Source organism: Planococcus sp. SSTMD024 (assembly GCF_041320495.1).
Taxonomy (GTDB): Bacteria; Bacillota; Bacilli; order Bacillales_A; family Planococcaceae; genus Planococcus.
The window spans coordinates 156,541-173,710 of record NZ_JBGGNS010000021.1 but is presented as its reverse complement, the minus strand read 5'-3'; the positions used below and the strand labels follow the sequence as shown (position 1 = coordinate 173,710).

Here is a 17,170-nt window from a genome sequence, read left to right as displayed (position 1 = left end):
GTGACGGAACTGGACGCTTCCATAAAGAAAAATCAGGAGCTTTTCGGTGTTTCATTCCAACCGGGTACGTTCCGCCGCCATTCAAAATATCAAGAATGACTTACGTTTCTCTATAAATCAGAAAAGGAGGATGGCGATTGCCATCCTCCTTTTGCGTTGTGCATTTAGTTTAGAAGGCGCCGGAGCCGCCGCCACCGCCGCCGACTCCGCCTCCAGTCCCGGCAATTCCGCCGCCGCTTGCGCTGGTCGCAGAACTCGTCGTGGTGCTGGCTGAAACGAAGACGGCCGTCATGAGGACCGGGTTCATCGCGAAGCCGGACACATCATTTGCCGGTTCTACCGCTATGAAGGCAGAAGCCTTGCGCTCGGCCGTTTTTTCGCCGCTGCCGAGCAAGTATGCATAAGCGCGCTGCTTTTCGTCCAACGACAGGCGCTCCCATTGCTCAGCAGGCAAATCTTTCATGGCGGCTTTCATCTTGCGCCATTCATAACGCAAGCGATGCCCTTCTTGGGTGATCGGTGAATAACCGAGGGCGAAGCCAAAGGCAAGCATCGCTAGAACAATTGAAGCCGCCATCCAAGGAAACAGCTCGTAAATGCCGGTATAGATGGCAAGGGCCATAAAAGCGGCACTCATAATACCCGCCGCCCAGCGCAGTCCGGGATGTTTTTCATAAAAATGATGGGTTTTCACTTCATTGGCGACTGCGGTATTCCATCCGGCAAGGGCCTCATTATAAGGCTCGTGATTGTACTCTTGTTTGGTATAGATCTCGACTTGCTCGAGCGTGAACTCCTGGCCATCCCCAATATGGTCGAACAGCAATCCGATCAATGCTTCTTCATGATCATGGTCCACTTTTCGGTCGATCAGCTCGAAATGATCTTCCGACAGTTGCCGTATATTGCCTTTTCGCATAAGTTCCATGATGGCTGCTGAAATGACGTTTGGCGACAATGTCGTGGAGTTGGTGAAATAAAGCAGCGCCGGAACGCTCATCGAATCTTCCGGCACGAAAAATTCGTAAGGCCCGCTTTGAACGTGCCGTTTGCGCCGGAATGCCTTCAGCCAAGCGAATAAAACGAGCCCGATGATGATAGCACCGAGTGTCGCGATAGCGGGTAGCCCAATCGATTTCGCGAGTTGCTGGTTGCGGGCAAAAGCCGCAGCTTCGTTTTCGAGTTCTTCGCGGTCATCCGCGAGCTCATCGCGCACCGTGCCATCCTGGGCTATGACGCCAGGGAACAATCCAGGTTCAAAAATTGCCCGGATATCCGCGTTTTCACCGGATGGCACATTGCCTAAATCGAAAACAGCGCTGCCGTCTTGTGTAATGCTCGATGTATCAAATGCCTCGCCGTATCCGAGCGCTTCGGTTTCAGCTGCCGGGGCAGGCGGGATGACCGTTATCATCATATCGCCGTATTCGCTTTCGTTGCTTGCATCAAAGAACGGCCAGTAAAACTCGGCGCCGTCTTCAAACTTCTCGACAGCCCCGATAATCCGATAGTTCAGTTCGACATGGATCGTATCGCCGTCATTACCGGAGCGGTAGATTTTGTACAAGCCATTCTCCACTTCGACTTCCAAGTCCCGGCGGCTGTCATTTGCGGTAAATGCCTCGATCGACGTTCCTTCTTTCGGAATCAAGCTTCTCGTGATGCCCTCGAAATCATCCTCGAATTCATACGTGAACTGTTCGGTCACATCTGCCGTACCGTCTTCATTCAACTGGGCCTCGATCTCCACCTCCGTAATATCGAAATCAATGGCAAACGCCTGGGCCGGGACGAGCAGCAGGAAAATGAACATGGCGATAGCCAATCCTTTTTTGTCCTTCACGATTCATCACCTCTTGTATAGGAGTACGGATGAGGAGGGGGAAGGTTTCAATTGCGTATAGTGCAGTTGAGTTGAAGTTAAAGAATGTTCTGAAAAATGAAGGTATAATATGAATTGAGAAGCGATATATATCTAGGGAAGGGATGCCGTTTTGGATTCATAGGGAAAGGGGGGGCAGAATCTAAATACTGCGCAGTAGAGGCCGCGGGCATTATAACAGGAGGTGTGGTTCGATGAGGCCGCATAGTGATGCATTTGCGCTGGCAAGCGGAGAAGGAAAGAAGTATTGGTTTTTAGGGACGTTGATGGAAGTGAAAGTGATGGGAGAAGAAACTGGTGGCTTATTCAGTATACTTGAAGAAATCGATCCGCCGAATTTCGCTGCACCGCTTCATATTCATCACAATGAAGATGAATATTTCTATGTATTGGAGGGGGAAGTGACCTTCACGATCGGTGAACAGGTCATTTCAGCTAAGCCTGGAACCTTTGTATTCGCGCCTAAAGATCTTGCCCACATGTACAAAGTCGAAGGGACAGAGCCCGCAAAGATTTTATCCATGCTGGCGCCAGCTGGATTAGAAAAGCTGTTTATCGACTGCAGTGTGCCGGCAGATGGCTATAAGCTTCCTCCAGAAGATGTGCAAACGGATATGGAAAAGCTATTTGGGCTAGCAAGTGAGTATGGAGTGGAAGTTTTGGAATAGCAGGCATGGTTTGCGGGGAATTGCAGCAGACGGCAGAATCTTGAGACTTTACTTTTCGTCAACAAAAAACCAGCTATGAGAATGAATCGCTCTCATAGCTGGTTTTGGTTCATGGAGCTGCTTAATGAAATCAAGCTCTTTCATTCACCAAATCCACCGTAATGCTGCCATTATCCGACCGTAGATCGACCACATTCTCGCCGCTGCCGAAGACGCTGTGGCGGTTTTTTACGCCGAATACGGAAACGGTTCCCCAATCGACATTCGCGCGGATCGTGGCGTTTTTTGCCTGCACCTGGGTTTCGACCGAGATGGCGCCGTTGTCGGTTTCGAGACTGATTGTGCGGTCAAGGTCCACAGTCGCCAAACGAATGCGCCCGTTGTCGGTTTTCGCACGGACATTGCCTTCGATGTCTTTCAAGTCGATGGCGCCGTTGTCTGTCGAAGCGTGGAGTTCGTCTGTCTGGATGTCACGCAGCTGGAGTTGGCCATTATCGGTGCCGACTTTCAGTTTCTTCGCCTGTACCTGTGCCAACTCAACATCGCCGTTGTCCGATTCGACCGTCGCTTGGCCCGCCGTCATTTGCGTGAGCTCGATGCGGCCGTTATCCGTTTTGATGGACAATTGGCGGCTGTCGAGGCGCTCGCCAGTGATCATGCCGTGGTCGGAATCGATTTGGATTTTGTCGTACAGTTTCTTCGGCAAGCGGACGTCGAGTTTCGGTGATTTCATGCTGCCGGTAAAGCTGAAGATGCCCCATTTTCTTGGCTCTTCTTTCAAGGTGATGACAAGCGTCCGGTTGAGGATATCGACGGACAGCTGCTGGCGGTAGCTTTTATCGGCAATGTCCGCATGCATCTTGCCGTCTTCCGAAGGGCCGATCGTAAGCACGCCGTTATCGATCTGGATATCGACTTGATCGAATTTGTCTTCCGTCAGTTCATTTGCCGTATTGCTGAAATCATTTTGATTGAAATCAAAAGACGCGATCAGTTCATCGGCGATTTCCTGCGGCGAGCCGAGCTCAGTAGCGATTTCGCTGTCCGTCTTGCCGTCCGCCTGTCCGTTCGCGAAATATTCGCGGATGTCCTGGAGAATGTCGTTCTGTTCTTCTTTCGGCAATCGTTTTAACGCTGTTTCAAGTTCTTGCAAAAATTGGTTTTCAGTCATTTTGCACACCCTCTTCAATTAGTTGGTTGACCCCATCCGTGAAACTTTTCCATTCTTCAAGCTGTTCCTGTAAATACGTCCGGCCGAGTTCTGTGAGCGAGTAATATTTCCGTGGCGGTCCTTCGCTCGATTCCTGCAAGTACGTGGTGAAATAGCCTTCCTTGGTGAGCCGCCGGAGCAGGGGATAGACGGCGCCTTCCGAGATGGCGATGCGGCTCGAGATTTTCTGGACGAGTTCATAGCCGTAGCGGTCTTGTTTATCCAACAGCACCAGCACACATAAATTCAACACGCCTTTTTTAAATTGAATGTTCATCAGGATTTCCTCCTTTCCTAGCTAGTATTTTATAAACAGTAGTGATTAATGAGTAATATATCATCTAGTATTGTTCAATGCAAGGTACTGGGTGAAATTAATTGAAAACTATTTTTTCTTTTCTCGAATCGCGGTCCAAAACATAAAAAAGCTGGCTCCCATTCTGTAGAAGGAGAGCCAGCTGTTAAGGCAATTATTCAAAATCGATTTCCGCGGTCATGACGCGTCCTGTCGGGTGCGGGTCAAAGCCGGTGATATTGTCTTTTCCGGCAAGCGACGGAGACGTATGGACAAGCGGCATGATCGGCGGATCGTCATGCAAAATGACTTGCGCTTCACGGTACAATTCGTTGCGTTCCTCCTGGTCGGTGATGATCCGTGCCTGATCCAATAATGCGTTCAGTTCCGGATTATCGTACTGCGTCGAGTTGGTCGAACCGATATTGTCCCCATGCAATAGCGTATAGATGAAGTTGTCGGCATCGCCGTTCATGCCGGTCCAGCCAAGCAGGAAGGCATCCGCTTCGCCGTTGGTCGCTTTTTCGATATACGTCGCCCATTCAAAGCTGACGATTTCTGCTTCCACGCCGACCTCGGCAAAATTGGATTGGAGATATTCAGCGACCTTTGCGCCGTCCGGCATATACGGGCGCGATACCGGCATTGCGTACAGTTCCATGCTGAATCCGTCCGGGAGCCCTGCTTCTGCCAGCAACTCTTTCGCCCGTTCCGGATCATACGCATACGGTTCAATGTCATCGTTATAGCCTTCAACGGCAGGCGGGATGATGTTTTTCGCCGGGATTGCCCCTTCGCCGAAGAACGCTTCGACCATCGCTTCTTTATTCACCGCATGGCTTAGCGCCTGGCGGACGAGTGGGTCGTCGAATGGTTCATGGGTCAAGGTCATGCCGAGATACCCCAGATTGAGCGGCGGGCGGGAATAAAGTTCGAGCCCTGCTTCTCCTTCAATCTGTTCGTGGGACTCGGAATCCAAGCCGGCCACCAAATCCACTTCGCCGCTCAGCAAGGCATTGAGGCGGGAAGAGTTGTCAGGAATCGTGCGGAAAATGACTTCTTCCAGCTTCGGGAGGCCATCGACCCAATAATCATCGTTTTTCTCAAGGGCGATCCGTTCGTTCGGCTGCCATTCCTGGAAAACGAACGGGCCGGTGCCGACCGGATTGCTTCGGTAGTCATCCCCGAATTCTTCGATGGCCGCGGGACTCGAAATCGACAGCGGCGTCAATGCCAAATCTTTCAACAGCGTCGGCTGCGGACGGTTTAATTGGATTTCGACCGTCGATTTATCGACGGCCGTGACGGATTCGATATTATGGGCTTCATCACCCGCATAGCCGCCGAACACCGTGCCGTACATCGGGAATTGATCCCCGCTGCCGTTCATCCAGCGGTCGAAGTTGAAGGCCACGGCATCTGCATTGAAATCTGTGCCGTCATGAAACTTTACCCCTTCACGAAGCGTGAAGGTATGGGTCAGCCCATCGCCTGATTCCTGCCATTCGGACGCAAGCATCGGTTCGACGGTCGTTTCACCTTCCGCGAAAGTCGTCAATGTCTCGAGTACACTTTGCGCAACGTTTTCGGATTCATTGTCCGTCACTTCAGAAGGGTCGAGCGACACCGCATCGCCGCCACGCGCAAAAATGAGCGTATCTTGTCCGGTGGATTCTTCGCTTCCGGAATCACCGCCGGAACACGCCATCAAGAGAAAAGGGGACATCGTTAACAGCGCAAGCATTTTCGTGGATCGTTTAATCATTGAAACACTCCTTTTAATTGGATAAGTGGTGGTAGAAACAAGTAATTGAATATGTATACCTGGAAGTCTGAGTTGGGAAGTATGGATGTTGTTTGCTATACGATTCAAGGCCGGGCAGATAATTCATAGGCTTTTTATACAATGGACGAAAGAGAATTTAGAGGGCGTCTTGTACTAGTATAAAGTATAATCATTTAGTGTTGTGATTATTTAAACAATTTAGTCATTTAAGATCATATAAAAAAATCTTGCTTTGCCGAAATGAGAAGAGCTTAAAACACGCAGCTCAATCCATGGATTTCTCTACTAAATAAAAAAGATGGCGCCAATCCAGTGAGGAATTGGCGCCATCTTTTTTTCTTCGATTGGTTAAAAACTTGTCAAAACCGGCATCAAAAATGATTCTCTTCTCTCGCCCGGCTTTTATTATCTCGTCTTGATCTTTTGTATGTCCTCCAAATCCAAACCAGTAGCAATTGGGGATGAGGCGGAAAGCGGAATCGTGTATTTCACATCGGCCTGGGTGCCGAGAGGGTGGGGTTTCGGTTGAAAGTGGTCGATGGCTGTACCGATCGTGTGTGCGGCCGATTTTAGTTTCGGATCCACTAAAGGAATATAATCGATAGCAATCAATGACTCAGAAACGTCAATGATCCGCACAGCCTGTTCGTCCAAAACAGCCGCTATTTGGAGGAACGTCCACTGTTCTCTTGCCGCGATGGAATTGTAATGGTTATGCCCATTTACGTACAATCCAGCACGCTGCTTTGGTTTCAGCAATTCCCACATCGGGATGTCTGGCGCAATGCAGCGCTTTTCTTTTTCGGAGTTTTTGGTAGTGCCATGGACAGGGTGATGGCCGAAGACGATAAGTGGGAGGTCACCGGATTCCTGTACAACATTTTCAAGCCATTGTTGTTGGACGAGATCCAAAGTGCCTCCCCAGTCTTCGTAATTTTGTTCTTTTGCGGTATCTAGAAATGCCAATGTTGCATGTTCTGTTGAAATGGTATGAAAACGCTCTTGTTGTGTGATGTGGAGAACATTTTTTCTTGGCATCGCATAGACGTCGTGGTTGCCGAGCACATGGACAAATGGTTTTTGGTGTTGGCGGACCATGTCGTATATATCTTCCAATTCGTCAGCTGAACCAAAATTCGTCAAATCACCAATCGATACATACAGGTCTGCCGGAATCGAGAAAAACTGTTCCATGAAGGATTCAAAAAATGACTGCCGATCTTCCCGAATAAAAGCATAGTCCTCTTTTACCGAAGGGAAATGCAAATCTCCAATCACTGCAATTTTCATTCTGTTCAACAACTCCTTCTGCATTTGATGCCATCAGTATCTCAAACCACTGCTAAGCTGCCGTAAACCCAGTGTAAAGAATTGTGAAAGTGCGGATTCTGCCACAGTTGGACAATGCAGCCGATAAAAAAACTATACCCATTCGCCCGTGAGACGTGTAGGTATAGCCCAATCGAAGCTTACAGAATCGCTTCCGCAATAATCTTATCCAGCTTGCGGATATCGACTTTCTTATTCAAGTTCAGTTTGAAGTTTCCGGCTCTGGTCCAAAGCTGGATTTCGGCATTGGCATCAAAGGTACCCGCGTTCTCGGTTGAGTACATATTGATCGATGCGAACGGGATGGTGTAGACTTCGACTTTTTTGCCGGTCAAGCCTTGCTTGTCGGAAATGATGATGCGCTTATTCGTTACGACAGCGGTATCGCGCACCGTTTTATAAGCGACTTTTGCTTGTTCGCCGTCCACCAGCAAGTCCTTGACCGAGTCCGGTACATCGATTTCCTGCAGGAAAGTCCAGCCCAACATTGCATTTAATTCTGCCATTTGAATTCCCCCTAGTTTTTAGTGATATCAGTATGGCATATGTCGGAAAGAGGGGCTATAAAAATGAACGGACCATTCGAATAACGGTCATACGATTAAATCGTTATTCGACTTTATTGCGATCGCATCTTTCAGCAAGCTCCGCAATAGGACAGCAAAAGCGGCCACGCCACCTGAAGCGAGAGATCCGATGATTCCGAGCGTGATGATGTGCGTGATGTCATCATCGATGAACAGGATTGTAGCCAGTTCGCCGAGTGCAATAAATAGGATGATCGCAAGGGCGCAGTACTTGATAATATTCAAAGCCTTGAGTGCCGAACTGGAAAAGGCTTCACCACGGCTGATATAACTGAGCAACTTAAAAGTCTGATAGAACGCGATCAACACTGGGGTAAAGAAGACATAAGCGGATAATAAAAATAAATATTGAAGATAAGGTGTCCCGGGATCCTGTGCTGCTTCTCTTGCAGCCATTTCAGGCAAGCCGAACACATATAAGGCAATCATACCAGCGGTCATCAATAGCAGGACCCCTTTTAAGAACAGCATCGCCGCATATTTAGCTCTCATGGAAATCCCTCCGTTCATGTTTATTATATTGAATATATCATGTTATTTATCGATTATCAATAAATAAATATTGAAAAACATTATAAATGATCTCTTCTTAGCATTAAAGTCTACTTTCTAAAAGGGCATTCAGTAATTAGAGGAACTTAATTTCAATGCGTGCTGAATGGAAAATTATAGTATGTTAAAATGGCCAGGCAAGAAGCTTTTGGAGGGGGGCCGTTATAGGAAACCTCCTCCATGTAATGAAGGAGGAACATGATGCTTGCCGAAATGTATAAAAAACGTGAAAAACTCGCTTATGTGTTTCTCGTCGGAACGCTGGCCATTGCACTCGTATTTTTCATATTCGCAACGCCGGAGACATCTTCGGAATGGGTGGAACTGCTGCCTTTTTTATTCCCGATTGGCTTGAGTGTAGGGGTCGTATTGATCAGCCGCGCACATTATAAAAAAGTGAAAGACATTCAAATTCCACGATCTGAAAAGCAGTTGCTGGATTTGAAAGACATTGTCATCAAGAAAGATGCCGCATTGATTCCGAGGCTTTTATTATTCGAAAAAAGCGGACAGTATATCGGAAGCGTCGAAATGGCGAAAATTTCTTGGTGGATGTATCCGTTCCTAATTTTTGACGCTTCGCTCCTTGCCCTGTTTCCAATGACTTACAGACTGGCAAACAACGAGGGCATAAGTGAAATAACGTTCCGGAAAACGGGGTGGCTGAAGCAGTCAAAACTTGAGATTTTCGATAATGAACAGGAAAAAGTCGGTATGTACATACAAGAAGAATTAAAAGCGCTTTTCAATATCAACGGGGTATTGTATAACGAAAAGGAAGAAGAGGTGCTGTCCATTAAAGCGTCCGGATTCTCTGGCAGTTTCAGTTGGAATGACCAACAGGGGCATCGCTTGGCTTACTTCTATAATGGCATGTTTCCACATGAATACACCCATCTGTTCAGGGATACGCATAACGATATTGTCGAGTTGGCGGACGATACAGCAGATAAGGACAAGGTTCGTTTACTGGCAGTCATCGGGTTTATTTTCTTTACGCGAATCAAGCAGTAAATTATGTGAAGATATTGCAATGAAGGAGGTGTGGATACAGTGACTCCATCGACACGGAAAGAAATGATGAATCGCCTGGATTTCTTTATCGGGACTTGGGCAATCGAAGTGGCCCATCCGCATATTCAACCAGTACCGATTACTGGGGAGGCAAGCTTCGAATGGCTGGACGAGTGCTATGTCATTCAGCGCACGAAAATCGACAAGCCTGAATTTCCGGGCAGCATCATCATCTACGATTGGGACGATGCGAAGGGGCAATACGTGCAGCATTATTTCGATTCGCGCGGCGTGACCCGTTTGTATGGAATGAGTTTTGAAGAGGGGGTCTGGAAGTTGTGGCGGACCACACCCGATTTCTCTCCGCTCGATTTCCATCAGCGTTTCAGCGGCAAAGTGAATGCGGCAGGAAACCTTATCGAAAGTTCCTGGGAACAATCAATAGACGGAGTTCATTGGGGGCATGATTTCGCACTTAACTATAGAAGAAAACCTTGATTGCATGAAAAAAACAGCTGCCCGGATGGTTTTCCATCGCCATGGGCAGCTGTTTTGAATTGGCGAATGCCAAGATCAGTTGGCGAACCGGTATTCACTCCGCATTCATGCTGTAGGTGTCGGACATTTCGCAGACGGCTTTGAAATTGTTCAAGGTTTGCTCCATGGAATTGTTCATCAGTTTTTGAATGATGAGTTTATTGGCGACTTTGCCCACCAATTTACCGGGCAGTTCATAATTCATGTCCAAAAAGATTTCGACGCCTTTACCTTCCGGGACATATTTCCAGAGCTGATCGGATGTGATCGCTCCTTTGACGGTACCTTTCCATAGATAGCCGTCGCCGTCTTTGCCCGTTTCTACGACTTCGAGTTCAATCGGCATGTGCATGCCGAGCATCGTGTATTTCATGTTCATGGTCGTTCCGGTCTCTCCTTGGCCAACTAGGTTTTCAGGTTCGGAAAGGCCGACGTACCATTGGAACCAGCGGGTCGGGTCGATTCCATGATGGTAAACTTCATCGATCGGCCTGTCGATATAGACGCTTTTTTTGATATTCCACATACCATGCTCCTCCTCGTTTGTGCTCCGGGTACGGGAAGTGAGGTTCGAATCGTTCTTCGCCTCATAGGTTTTGAAACGATGCGGGAAATCTTTTGCCGATTACAACTGATGCTGAAACAACCGCCAATTCTTCAAGCTGGATTTGATGGGCACGCCTCGATAACCCTGAACTGGATGTCTTTGCTTTTTGCCGATTCTCCTGTGAATCACAGCATCTTCAAATTAAGTGACTCTACACTCCGATAAATTAGGCACTGCTATTATATAGGAATTGAAGCCAAACCACAACTATTATGCAGAATATTCTGATTAATTAATCGGGATTAACTGATGCTGAACGCATTCAAGAAGGACTGTGGAAAATTTCTAGCGAATAAGTTTGAATAAATGGGTTCTGCACATACTGCAATGAAAAATCATGACAGGAGGAATCGCAATGAAAATCCTGATACTCGGCGGTACCCGGTTTTTGGGGCGCTTTCTGACGGAATCGGCGCTAAAGCGCGGGCATGAAGTCACGCTGTTCAACCGTGGAAAAGAAAACCCGGACCTTTTTCCGGAAGTGGAGAAGTTGATCGGCGACCGGGGAGGCGATTTGTCCGCGCTCGAACAGGGCGAGTGGGATTCGGTCATCGATACATGCGGCTTTGTGCCCCGCGTGGTGCGGGAATCGGCGAAGCTCCTTGCAGAACGCGCAAGGCATTACACCTTCATCTCCAGCGCTTCCGTCTACGATGAATTGGAAAACGCGGGGATCAGTGAACAGCATCCCGTCGGCCAGATGTCTCTGTCGGATGCGGAAGAGATGACAAAAGGCGTGACGAACCCGCCGAATAATGAATACTACGGTGAACTGAAGTTTTTATGTGAGCAGGAAGTGGAAAAGCAATTTCCCGGGCGCAGCCTCATCATCCGCCCTGGGCTGATCGTCGGGCCGTATGATTTCACGGGCCGCTTCAGCTATTGGGTCAACCGCGTTGCCACGGGCGGCGAAGTTCTCGCGCCTGGCCGTAAAGACAAACGCATCCAATTCATCGACGTCCGGGATTTGGCGGAATGGATCATCCGCATGGTCGAACAACAGAATAGCGGCGTTTTCAATGCAGCGGGGCCCGAATCGGCCTTGACGATGGAAGCATTTCTCGGCGAATGTAAAAAAGCATTGAAGAGCGATACGGAATTCGTGTGGGTGGACGAAGCGTTTCTCCTTGAAAACGAGATCGGCTATTGGATGGAACTGCCTTTATGGATACCGGATAGCGAACAGATGGAAGGCTTCCTGTCGCTTGATATCGATAAAGCACTTACGGCAGGGCTCACGTTCTGCCCGCTTTTTGAAACGATTCGCGATACGCGGGAATGGGAGCTCGGGCACAAAGCGCGTGAGCGTAAGGCGGGGCTTGATAATGATAGGGAACAAGCGGTGCTGGAAAAATGGAAATCGAGAGAAGGCAATACTTAAACATCAGCTTGTCCAACTCTGGATCAAGGGGCATGCTTTTTTCGGGATTTCTTCCAAAGTTTAACGGTAATCCGTTGCGGGAAACTAAGAGACTGTACTTAGTTAAACGCAGGCTACTCATTGAATGGAGGAGAAATAACATGGCTCAACAGCATACACATGAAGAAGCAGTGGAAACGGTCAAAGATCTCATCAAGGATATCAAGGTCGCGATGATGACCACAGTCGTGGATGGCAAGCCCGTATCGCGCCCGATGCAAACACAGGAGACTGAGTTCGACGGCGATTTGTGGTTCGTTACCTTGAAAGACACGGATAAATACGACGAGATTGCGTCGAACCCGACGGTCAATTTGGCTTATGCCGGAAAATCTTACGTCTCTGTCAGCGGCACAGCTGAATTTATGGAAGATCTGGAACGCAAGAAGAAATACTGGAACCCGATCTTCGATAAAATGCTGGAGACCAGCTACGACGACCCGAACGTAGTGCTGATCAAAGTGACACCGGAAACTGCGGAATATTGGGAGTCGGGCAATACGCTGAAAACCGTGAAGAAATTTGCGCAGAAACTGACAAGCAAGGATTCCGTAGATGACAATGACGGTGAACTGAACGATACTGTAGAATTCAACGATCCAAAATAAGTAGTGAAAAATCGGCTAACCTGGAAAAGGGCAGCCGATTTTTTCTTATTTTGCTTATCTTTCGAGCTTTTGCTTGTTCCGGACACCACTTTCGCCATTCTTGATATTTTTGAACATATTTACCATAAACACAAAAGTGCCCCCGAGAACCATAAGTGATCCGCTCAGTGCTATGGGGAATGCAATTCCTTCTTGTCCGTTAATGAACAAGATCATCCCTATCAGAACGAGGGGAGCTCCAATGTTGTGGAGCCAGAAATGGGTTTTTCCCAACTTTCCGTTCACCGAGGGGAAAGCAATGTAAATTAACCCGAAGATCCCAGTTGTTGCCCAACCGAGCAAGTTGAGGTGAGCGTGTAAAGGCGTATACTCAAATTCTTCGGTAATCCCCATATAAATCCCTAGAGTGATGCCGATCGCCAGATAGACAGCCGCTATTTTAATGAACGTGCCACCCATCTTCCTCAGACTCCTTCCTTTTTAATCTTTGCTTGCGCCTAATCTTATGGAAGAGCGCCACTGTCAAAAGCATAGATTGTAAGAAAAGCGGCCTCCTTTCCGAATAAATTCAAAGGCAGTTTGGCAAAGCTTGCTTCCGATCCTTTTAGTTAATGGAATAATTCTGGAAGACAGTTCATTTTCCTGCTGATTTCAAATCTTTTTTTTAGCATGATCGTATTTAAATTCCTGTCGAATGCTGGGAGTAATTTACTTCAACTTACAATGGCCAGCACTAACAAACGGTGTGAAAATTTCAAGTTCGGGTATTTAAATCATAACTAATAGAACGGTCATTGCTGCAGAAGGCACTTCGCACCTAAAGGTCCAAAACCATTCTGGCTTTTTGGGAAGAGGGAGATGTTGATGGAGCGAAATAAAAACACGTTGAGCCATGCCGCTTCCTGGTTTATGAGATGGGTGTTGAATAATAAGGCGGTTGCGGTGCTGTTGATTATCCTGCTAACGTTGCTGAATTTGTTTCTGTTGCCGAAAGTCAGTTTCATCTTCGTGCCGTTGCTCGCTTTTGTCGATGTGTTGGGGGTGCCCTTTGTCATGGCAGGCGTGCTGTATTATTTGCTCAATCCGTTAATCGACTGGATGGAGGGGAAAAAAATTCCTCGCCTTGCGGCAATCACATTGGTTCTCGCAGCGATTCTTGGACTGCTGGCATGGGGCATCGCGACCTTGATCCCCATTATCCGTGAACAGACGGCAAGCCTGTTGGACAATTGGCGCGAATACGTCGACAGCTTCATCACGCAAGTCGACGCTTTTTTCCAGAACGATTTGTTGTCGCAGGTGCAGCAGCAATTGATAGGCGGCGAAGGGGATTTGTCGACATCCATCACCGACCAGGCAGATGATGTCGTCGGTACGACCGTCACGGGAATCGGCAGTGTCGTCGGCGTCCTGTCAACAACAGCGCTTGCGGTAATCACGACACCGTTCATCTTGTTTTACTTGCTGAAGGACGGGCATTACTTGCCATACTATCTTATGAAATTTGTACCGTCGAAAATGCGCGAGCAAAGTTATCTGGTGCTGCGGGAGATGAACTTGCAGATCAGCCAGTATATCCGGGGCCAATTGATTGTCGCTTTTTTTGTTGGGGTGATGTTTTGGATTGGCCTTAGCATTATCGGGCTCGAGTATGCATTGATCCTCGGGATTTTAGCGGGCGTCTTGAATCTGATTCCGTTTCTTGGAACATTTTTCGCGCTCATTCCGATTGTCGTCATTGCGATCGTCTTGCATTCCCCGTTCATGCTCGTTAAAGTGGCCATCGTATTCTTTATCGAGCAGACGCTCGAGGGGCGTGTCATTCAACCGCTCGTGCTCGGCAGCAATTTGAATATTCACCCCGTCACCATCATTGTTGTTCTGTTGACGGCAGGCAATCTGTTTGGCATCACGGGCGTCATTCTCGGTATTCCCGCTTATGCGGTCGGCAAAGTGATCTTGGTTCATTTGTTTACGTGGTATCAAGCGTATACCGGATTGTATGAGGATGATTACAACCCGGCTCCAAAGCCCTTGGTTTCAGAAAAGAAAAAACATAAGCAGCTGAGATTGAAGAAAAAGTTGAAATGACCAGTGCCGTGAAACAAGAAAACTCCCGGCCAACGAATTGGGCCGGGAGTTTTCAATATCAGCGAGTTTCACTTTTGACGACCGGGCAGGACGGGTCGCTTGTCCATTCGTTCATCGAGCCATCGTAAACGGCTACATTCGGCTGTCCGAGTTTGTTCAGCATCAAGGCGTTCCATGTGGCAGCGATGCCGCCTCCGCAATACGTGATCACTTTGTTGCCGGGATCGAGCGCGCCGGTCTGCTCAAACGCCGCCCGCAGCTTTTCGTCGTCGTACAATGCTTTTGACTGTTCGTCTGCGTGAGCGCCGAAAAAGACATTCTGGCTGCTTGGGATGTGGCTGTCATGATATTCTTCCGGCGACAAGCTGTCGATGAGGACGGTGTGTTCATCATCGATGGCTCTTTGGACATCTTCTTTTGTGGCGAGCATCTCGCTGCGCCGCTCTCCAGTGAAGCTCGCTTTCGGATAGGAAGCTGGCTCTGTCGATAAATCGCGGCCTTCCGCTTGCCATTTCTGCAAGCCGCCTTCTAGAATGGCGATTTGGCCGAATCCTTCATACCGCAGTTGCCATGCGAGGCGCGACGCCCAGTACGAAGCAGCGACTGACTCGCCGACGAGCGCGTTTTGGTCGTAGACGACAGTCCGCGTGCCGTCGCCGATGCCGAGCTCGGTCATTTTGTCGATAAACGCGTCGCGAGGTGGCACCGTGAACGGCAAATCCGATTCGCTGTCCGTCAACTCTCCCAGCAAGTCGGCATATACCGCTCCCGGGATATGGCCTTGTGCAAAAGATTGTTTGCCGGATTCGATATCCGGCGGCCCGCCGCCTTCCGGAAATTTCATGAATACCGTAGCATCCACAATCCGCAAATCCGGGTCGTCCAAATGCTTCGCCAGCCAGTCTGTTGTCACGATCAATGGGATATCATTCATCTCAGAACTCCTCCTTCGTGTAATTGTCTTTACTGTACGCCTTCTATGAGAAGCTAGTCAAAAATTAAGGTTCTGGAAAATCAGATACTATGAAGCCTGACTCAACCGGTTGTTTTAAAACTCTTCAAAAGGGGGAGATGGCCATGATCTACGCAGCATTGCTTCGCGGAATCAATGTCGGCGGCAATAATAAAATCAATATGAAGGAGCTAAAAGAAGCGTTTGAACAAGCAGGCATGTCATCCGTCAAAACCTATATCAACTCGGGCAATATCGTCTTCAAGGACGCCCGCAATAAAGAGCAAGTGACGCTTGTGTTGGAAGAGGCAATTGTTGAACATTTCGGGCTGCACATCAAGGTGCTCGTTTATTCATTCGACGAATACAGCCGGATTGCACAAGCGGTCCCGCCGGAATGGGCCAATGATGAACGCTTGAAAAGCGATGTGTTGTTTTTATGGGAACAAGCCGATGATGAGCGCATGCTGGAGCAATTGCCCTTAAAACCAGGCATCGACCGTGTGCAATACGTGCCGGGGGCAATTCTTTGGTCGGTCGACAGAGGGGATGTAACAAAAAGCGGAATGGCAAAAATCGTCGGTACCAAGCTGTACAAACTGGTTACCGTCCGCAACGTCAACACTGTGCGGAAGATTTATACGCTAATGAAGGAACTGGAACAAAAATAACCAAAATGGGTTTCTAAATAATAGATAATTCTGATAATATAAAAGTGATACAAAAAATGGAAGTGGAGGCGGTAGGATGGACTTGGCAGGCAAAGTGGCAGTAGCGACAGGCGGGGCTTCCGGAATCGGTCTGGCGGCAGCAAAAGCATATTTGGCGAAAGGTGCAAAAGTGGTCATTGCCGACTTCAATGAAGAAGGCGGCAAACAAGCCGCAGAGAGCTTAAAGAATGATGGCGATATCCTGTTCATTAAAGTGGATGTGGCAAACGAGGATTCGGTGAAGAGCATGATCGATTTTGCGATCGATCAGTTTGGCACAATTGACCTGCTCGTAAATAACGCAGGCATTGGCGCGTTGACGGAGACGCACGAACTGAGCTATGAAGATTACCACAAAGTGATCGCAGTGAACCAAGACAGCATCTTTTTCGGCGCAAAGCACGCAATTCGCCATATGATGAACCATGGAGGCGGCGCCATCGTCAATACTTCTTCAATCCTTGGAAGTGTCGGCGAAGGGGCAGCGTTTGCCTATAACGCATCAAAAGGCGCGGTCAATCTGATGACAAAATCCTTGGCGTTGCAGTATGCGCCATACGGCATCCGTGTCAATGCTGTCGCACCTGGCTATGTCGAATCCGGCATGGTCAATCGCGAAGCGCTCGGCGAAGAGTTCTACGGGCAGCTGGTCAGCAAACATCCGATTGGCCGCATTGGCAAAGCGGACGAAATCGCCCATGCCATCATTTTCCTTAGCGAAAACGACTTCACCACCGGCACCACTATCCTGGTCGACGGCGGCTATACCGCGCAATAACCGGGAATAAAATAGCAGTATTCAACAACACCTGTGCTTTGGATTGCCTGTCCAAGCCACCGGTGTTTTTTAATTTTCACAGCTTGGCGCCGCAGGGAAGTTCGCGCCAGCGCTTGTCGAGTGGAAACTAGGTGAGGCAAAAGA

General features: G+C 48.5%; 18 protein-coding genes. 8 read left to right on the top strand and 10 right to left on the bottom strand.

Features of this window, described 5'->3' with window-relative positions; genetic code table 11:
- Positions 1-169: 169 nt before the first annotated feature.
- Complete coding sequence (locus AB9R92_RS07940) at positions 170-1,843, bottom strand: DUF2207 domain-containing protein (RefSeq protein ID WP_370668923.1); 1,674 nt, start codon at positions 1,841-1,843, stop codon at positions 170-172.
- A 233-nt stretch (positions 1,844-2,076) separates the two neighbouring features.
- On the opposite strand from AB9R92_RS07940, the gene AB9R92_RS07935 reads away from it, so the two are divergent.
- Positions 2,077-2,550, top strand: a complete 474-nt coding sequence (locus tag AB9R92_RS07935; protein ID WP_370668922.1) for a quercetin 2,3-dioxygenase — start codon at positions 2,077-2,079, stop codon at positions 2,548-2,550.
- A gap of 130 nt (positions 2,551-2,680) precedes the next feature.
- Here the strand turns inward: AB9R92_RS07935 and AB9R92_RS07930 are convergent, their stop codons facing one another.
- The 6 genes from AB9R92_RS07930 to AB9R92_RS07905 form a co-directional block, all read right to left on the bottom strand.
- Positions 2,681-3,721, bottom strand: coding sequence for a DUF4097 family beta strand repeat-containing protein (locus tag AB9R92_RS07930; RefSeq protein WP_370668921.1), 1,041 nt, complete (start codon positions 3,719-3,721; stop codon positions 2,681-2,683).
- Entirely contained in the window at positions 3,714-4,037 is a 324-nt protein-coding gene (locus AB9R92_RS07925; protein WP_058381572.1) for a PadR family transcriptional regulator, read from the bottom strand. Before AB9R92_RS07925 ends, AB9R92_RS07930 begins: the two co-directional genes overlap by 8 nt.
- Positions 4,038-4,230: 193 nt before the next feature.
- Positions 4,231-5,820 (bottom strand): ABC transporter substrate-binding protein, encoded by a 1,590-nt coding sequence (locus AB9R92_RS07920; protein ID WP_370668920.1) that lies wholly within the window; start codon positions 5,818-5,820, stop codon positions 4,231-4,233.
- 426 nt (positions 5,821-6,246) lie between these two features.
- Positions 6,247-7,131, bottom strand: a complete 885-nt coding sequence (locus tag AB9R92_RS07915; protein WP_370668919.1) for a metallophosphoesterase family protein — start codon at positions 7,129-7,131, stop codon at positions 6,247-6,249.
- A gap of 179 nt (positions 7,132-7,310) precedes the next feature.
- Complete coding sequence (locus AB9R92_RS07910) at positions 7,311-7,676, bottom strand: PH domain-containing protein (protein WP_370668918.1); 366 nt, start codon at positions 7,674-7,676, stop codon at positions 7,311-7,313.
- 87 nt (positions 7,677-7,763) lie between these two features.
- Positions 7,764-8,249 carry a DUF2975 domain-containing protein gene (locus AB9R92_RS07905; RefSeq protein ID WP_370668917.1) on the bottom strand — a complete coding sequence of 162 codons (486 nt, stop codon included), beginning with the start codon at positions 8,247-8,249 and terminating at the stop codon, positions 7,764-7,766.
- Positions 8,250-8,510: 261 nt separating this feature from the next.
- On the opposite strand from AB9R92_RS07905, the gene AB9R92_RS07900 reads away from it, so the two are divergent.
- Together AB9R92_RS07900 and AB9R92_RS07895 are read left to right on the top strand one after the other, a co-directional pair.
- A complete protein-coding gene (locus AB9R92_RS07900; protein ID WP_370668916.1) occupies positions 8,511-9,323 on the top strand; it encodes a hypothetical protein in 813 nt (270 codons plus the stop codon).
- 39 nt (positions 9,324-9,362) lie between these two features.
- The gene (locus AB9R92_RS07895; protein WP_370668915.1) at positions 9,363-9,821 is read left to right on the top strand and encodes a hypothetical protein; all 459 of its coding nucleotides are present in this window, start codon (positions 9,363-9,365) and stop codon (positions 9,819-9,821) included.
- Between the two features lie 94 nt (positions 9,822-9,915).
- On the opposite strand, the gene AB9R92_RS07890 is transcribed toward AB9R92_RS07895, so the two are convergent.
- The gene (locus AB9R92_RS07890) at positions 9,916-10,386 is read right to left on the bottom strand and encodes an SRPBCC family protein (protein ID WP_370668914.1); all 471 of its coding nucleotides are present in this window, start codon (positions 10,384-10,386) and stop codon (positions 9,916-9,918) included.
- A 436-nt stretch (positions 10,387-10,822) separates the two neighbouring features.
- Here AB9R92_RS07890 and AB9R92_RS07885 point away from each other — a divergent pair, with 436 nt between their 5' ends.
- Together AB9R92_RS07885 and AB9R92_RS07880 are read left to right on the top strand one after the other, a co-directional pair.
- The gene (locus AB9R92_RS07885) at positions 10,823-11,848 is read left to right on the top strand and encodes an SDR family oxidoreductase (RefSeq protein WP_370668913.1); all 1,026 of its coding nucleotides are present in this window, start codon (positions 10,823-10,825) and stop codon (positions 11,846-11,848) included.
- A 140-nt stretch (positions 11,849-11,988) separates the two neighbouring features.
- Positions 11,989-12,495, top strand: coding sequence for a pyridoxamine 5'-phosphate oxidase family protein (locus tag AB9R92_RS07880; RefSeq protein WP_370668912.1), 507 nt, complete (start codon positions 11,989-11,991; stop codon positions 12,493-12,495).
- A 54-nt stretch (positions 12,496-12,549) separates the two neighbouring features.
- Here the strand turns inward: AB9R92_RS07880 and AB9R92_RS07875 are convergent, their stop codons facing one another.
- The gene (locus AB9R92_RS07875; protein WP_370668911.1) at positions 12,550-12,954 is read right to left on the bottom strand and encodes a cbb3-type cytochrome c oxidase subunit I; all 405 of its coding nucleotides are present in this window, start codon (positions 12,952-12,954) and stop codon (positions 12,550-12,552) included.
- A 405-nt stretch (positions 12,955-13,359) separates the two neighbouring features.
- Here AB9R92_RS07875 and AB9R92_RS07870 point away from each other — a divergent pair, with 405 nt between their 5' ends.
- The gene (locus AB9R92_RS07870; RefSeq protein ID WP_370668910.1) at positions 13,360-14,586 is read left to right on the top strand and encodes an AI-2E family transporter; all 1,227 of its coding nucleotides are present in this window, start codon (positions 13,360-13,362) and stop codon (positions 14,584-14,586) included.
- A gap of 58 nt (positions 14,587-14,644) precedes the next feature.
- Here the strand turns inward: AB9R92_RS07870 and AB9R92_RS07865 are convergent, their stop codons facing one another.
- Positions 14,645-15,520 (bottom strand): sulfurtransferase, encoded by an 876-nt coding sequence (locus AB9R92_RS07865; RefSeq protein ID WP_370668909.1) that lies wholly within the window; start codon positions 15,518-15,520, stop codon positions 14,645-14,647.
- A gap of 143 nt (positions 15,521-15,663) precedes the next feature.
- Between AB9R92_RS07865 and AB9R92_RS07860 the strand changes: the two genes are divergently transcribed.
- Both AB9R92_RS07860 and AB9R92_RS07855 read left to right on the top strand, forming a co-directional pair.
- Positions 15,664-16,209 carry a DUF1697 domain-containing protein gene (locus AB9R92_RS07860; protein ID WP_370668908.1) on the top strand — a complete coding sequence of 182 codons (546 nt, stop codon included), beginning with the start codon at positions 15,664-15,666 and terminating at the stop codon, positions 16,207-16,209.
- Between the two features lie 76 nt (positions 16,210-16,285).
- Positions 16,286-17,026 carry an SDR family NAD(P)-dependent oxidoreductase gene (locus AB9R92_RS07855; RefSeq protein WP_370668907.1) on the top strand — a complete coding sequence of 247 codons (741 nt, stop codon included), beginning with the start codon at positions 16,286-16,288 and terminating at the stop codon, positions 17,024-17,026.
- The last annotated feature ends 144 nt before the right edge of the window (positions 17,027-17,170 follow it).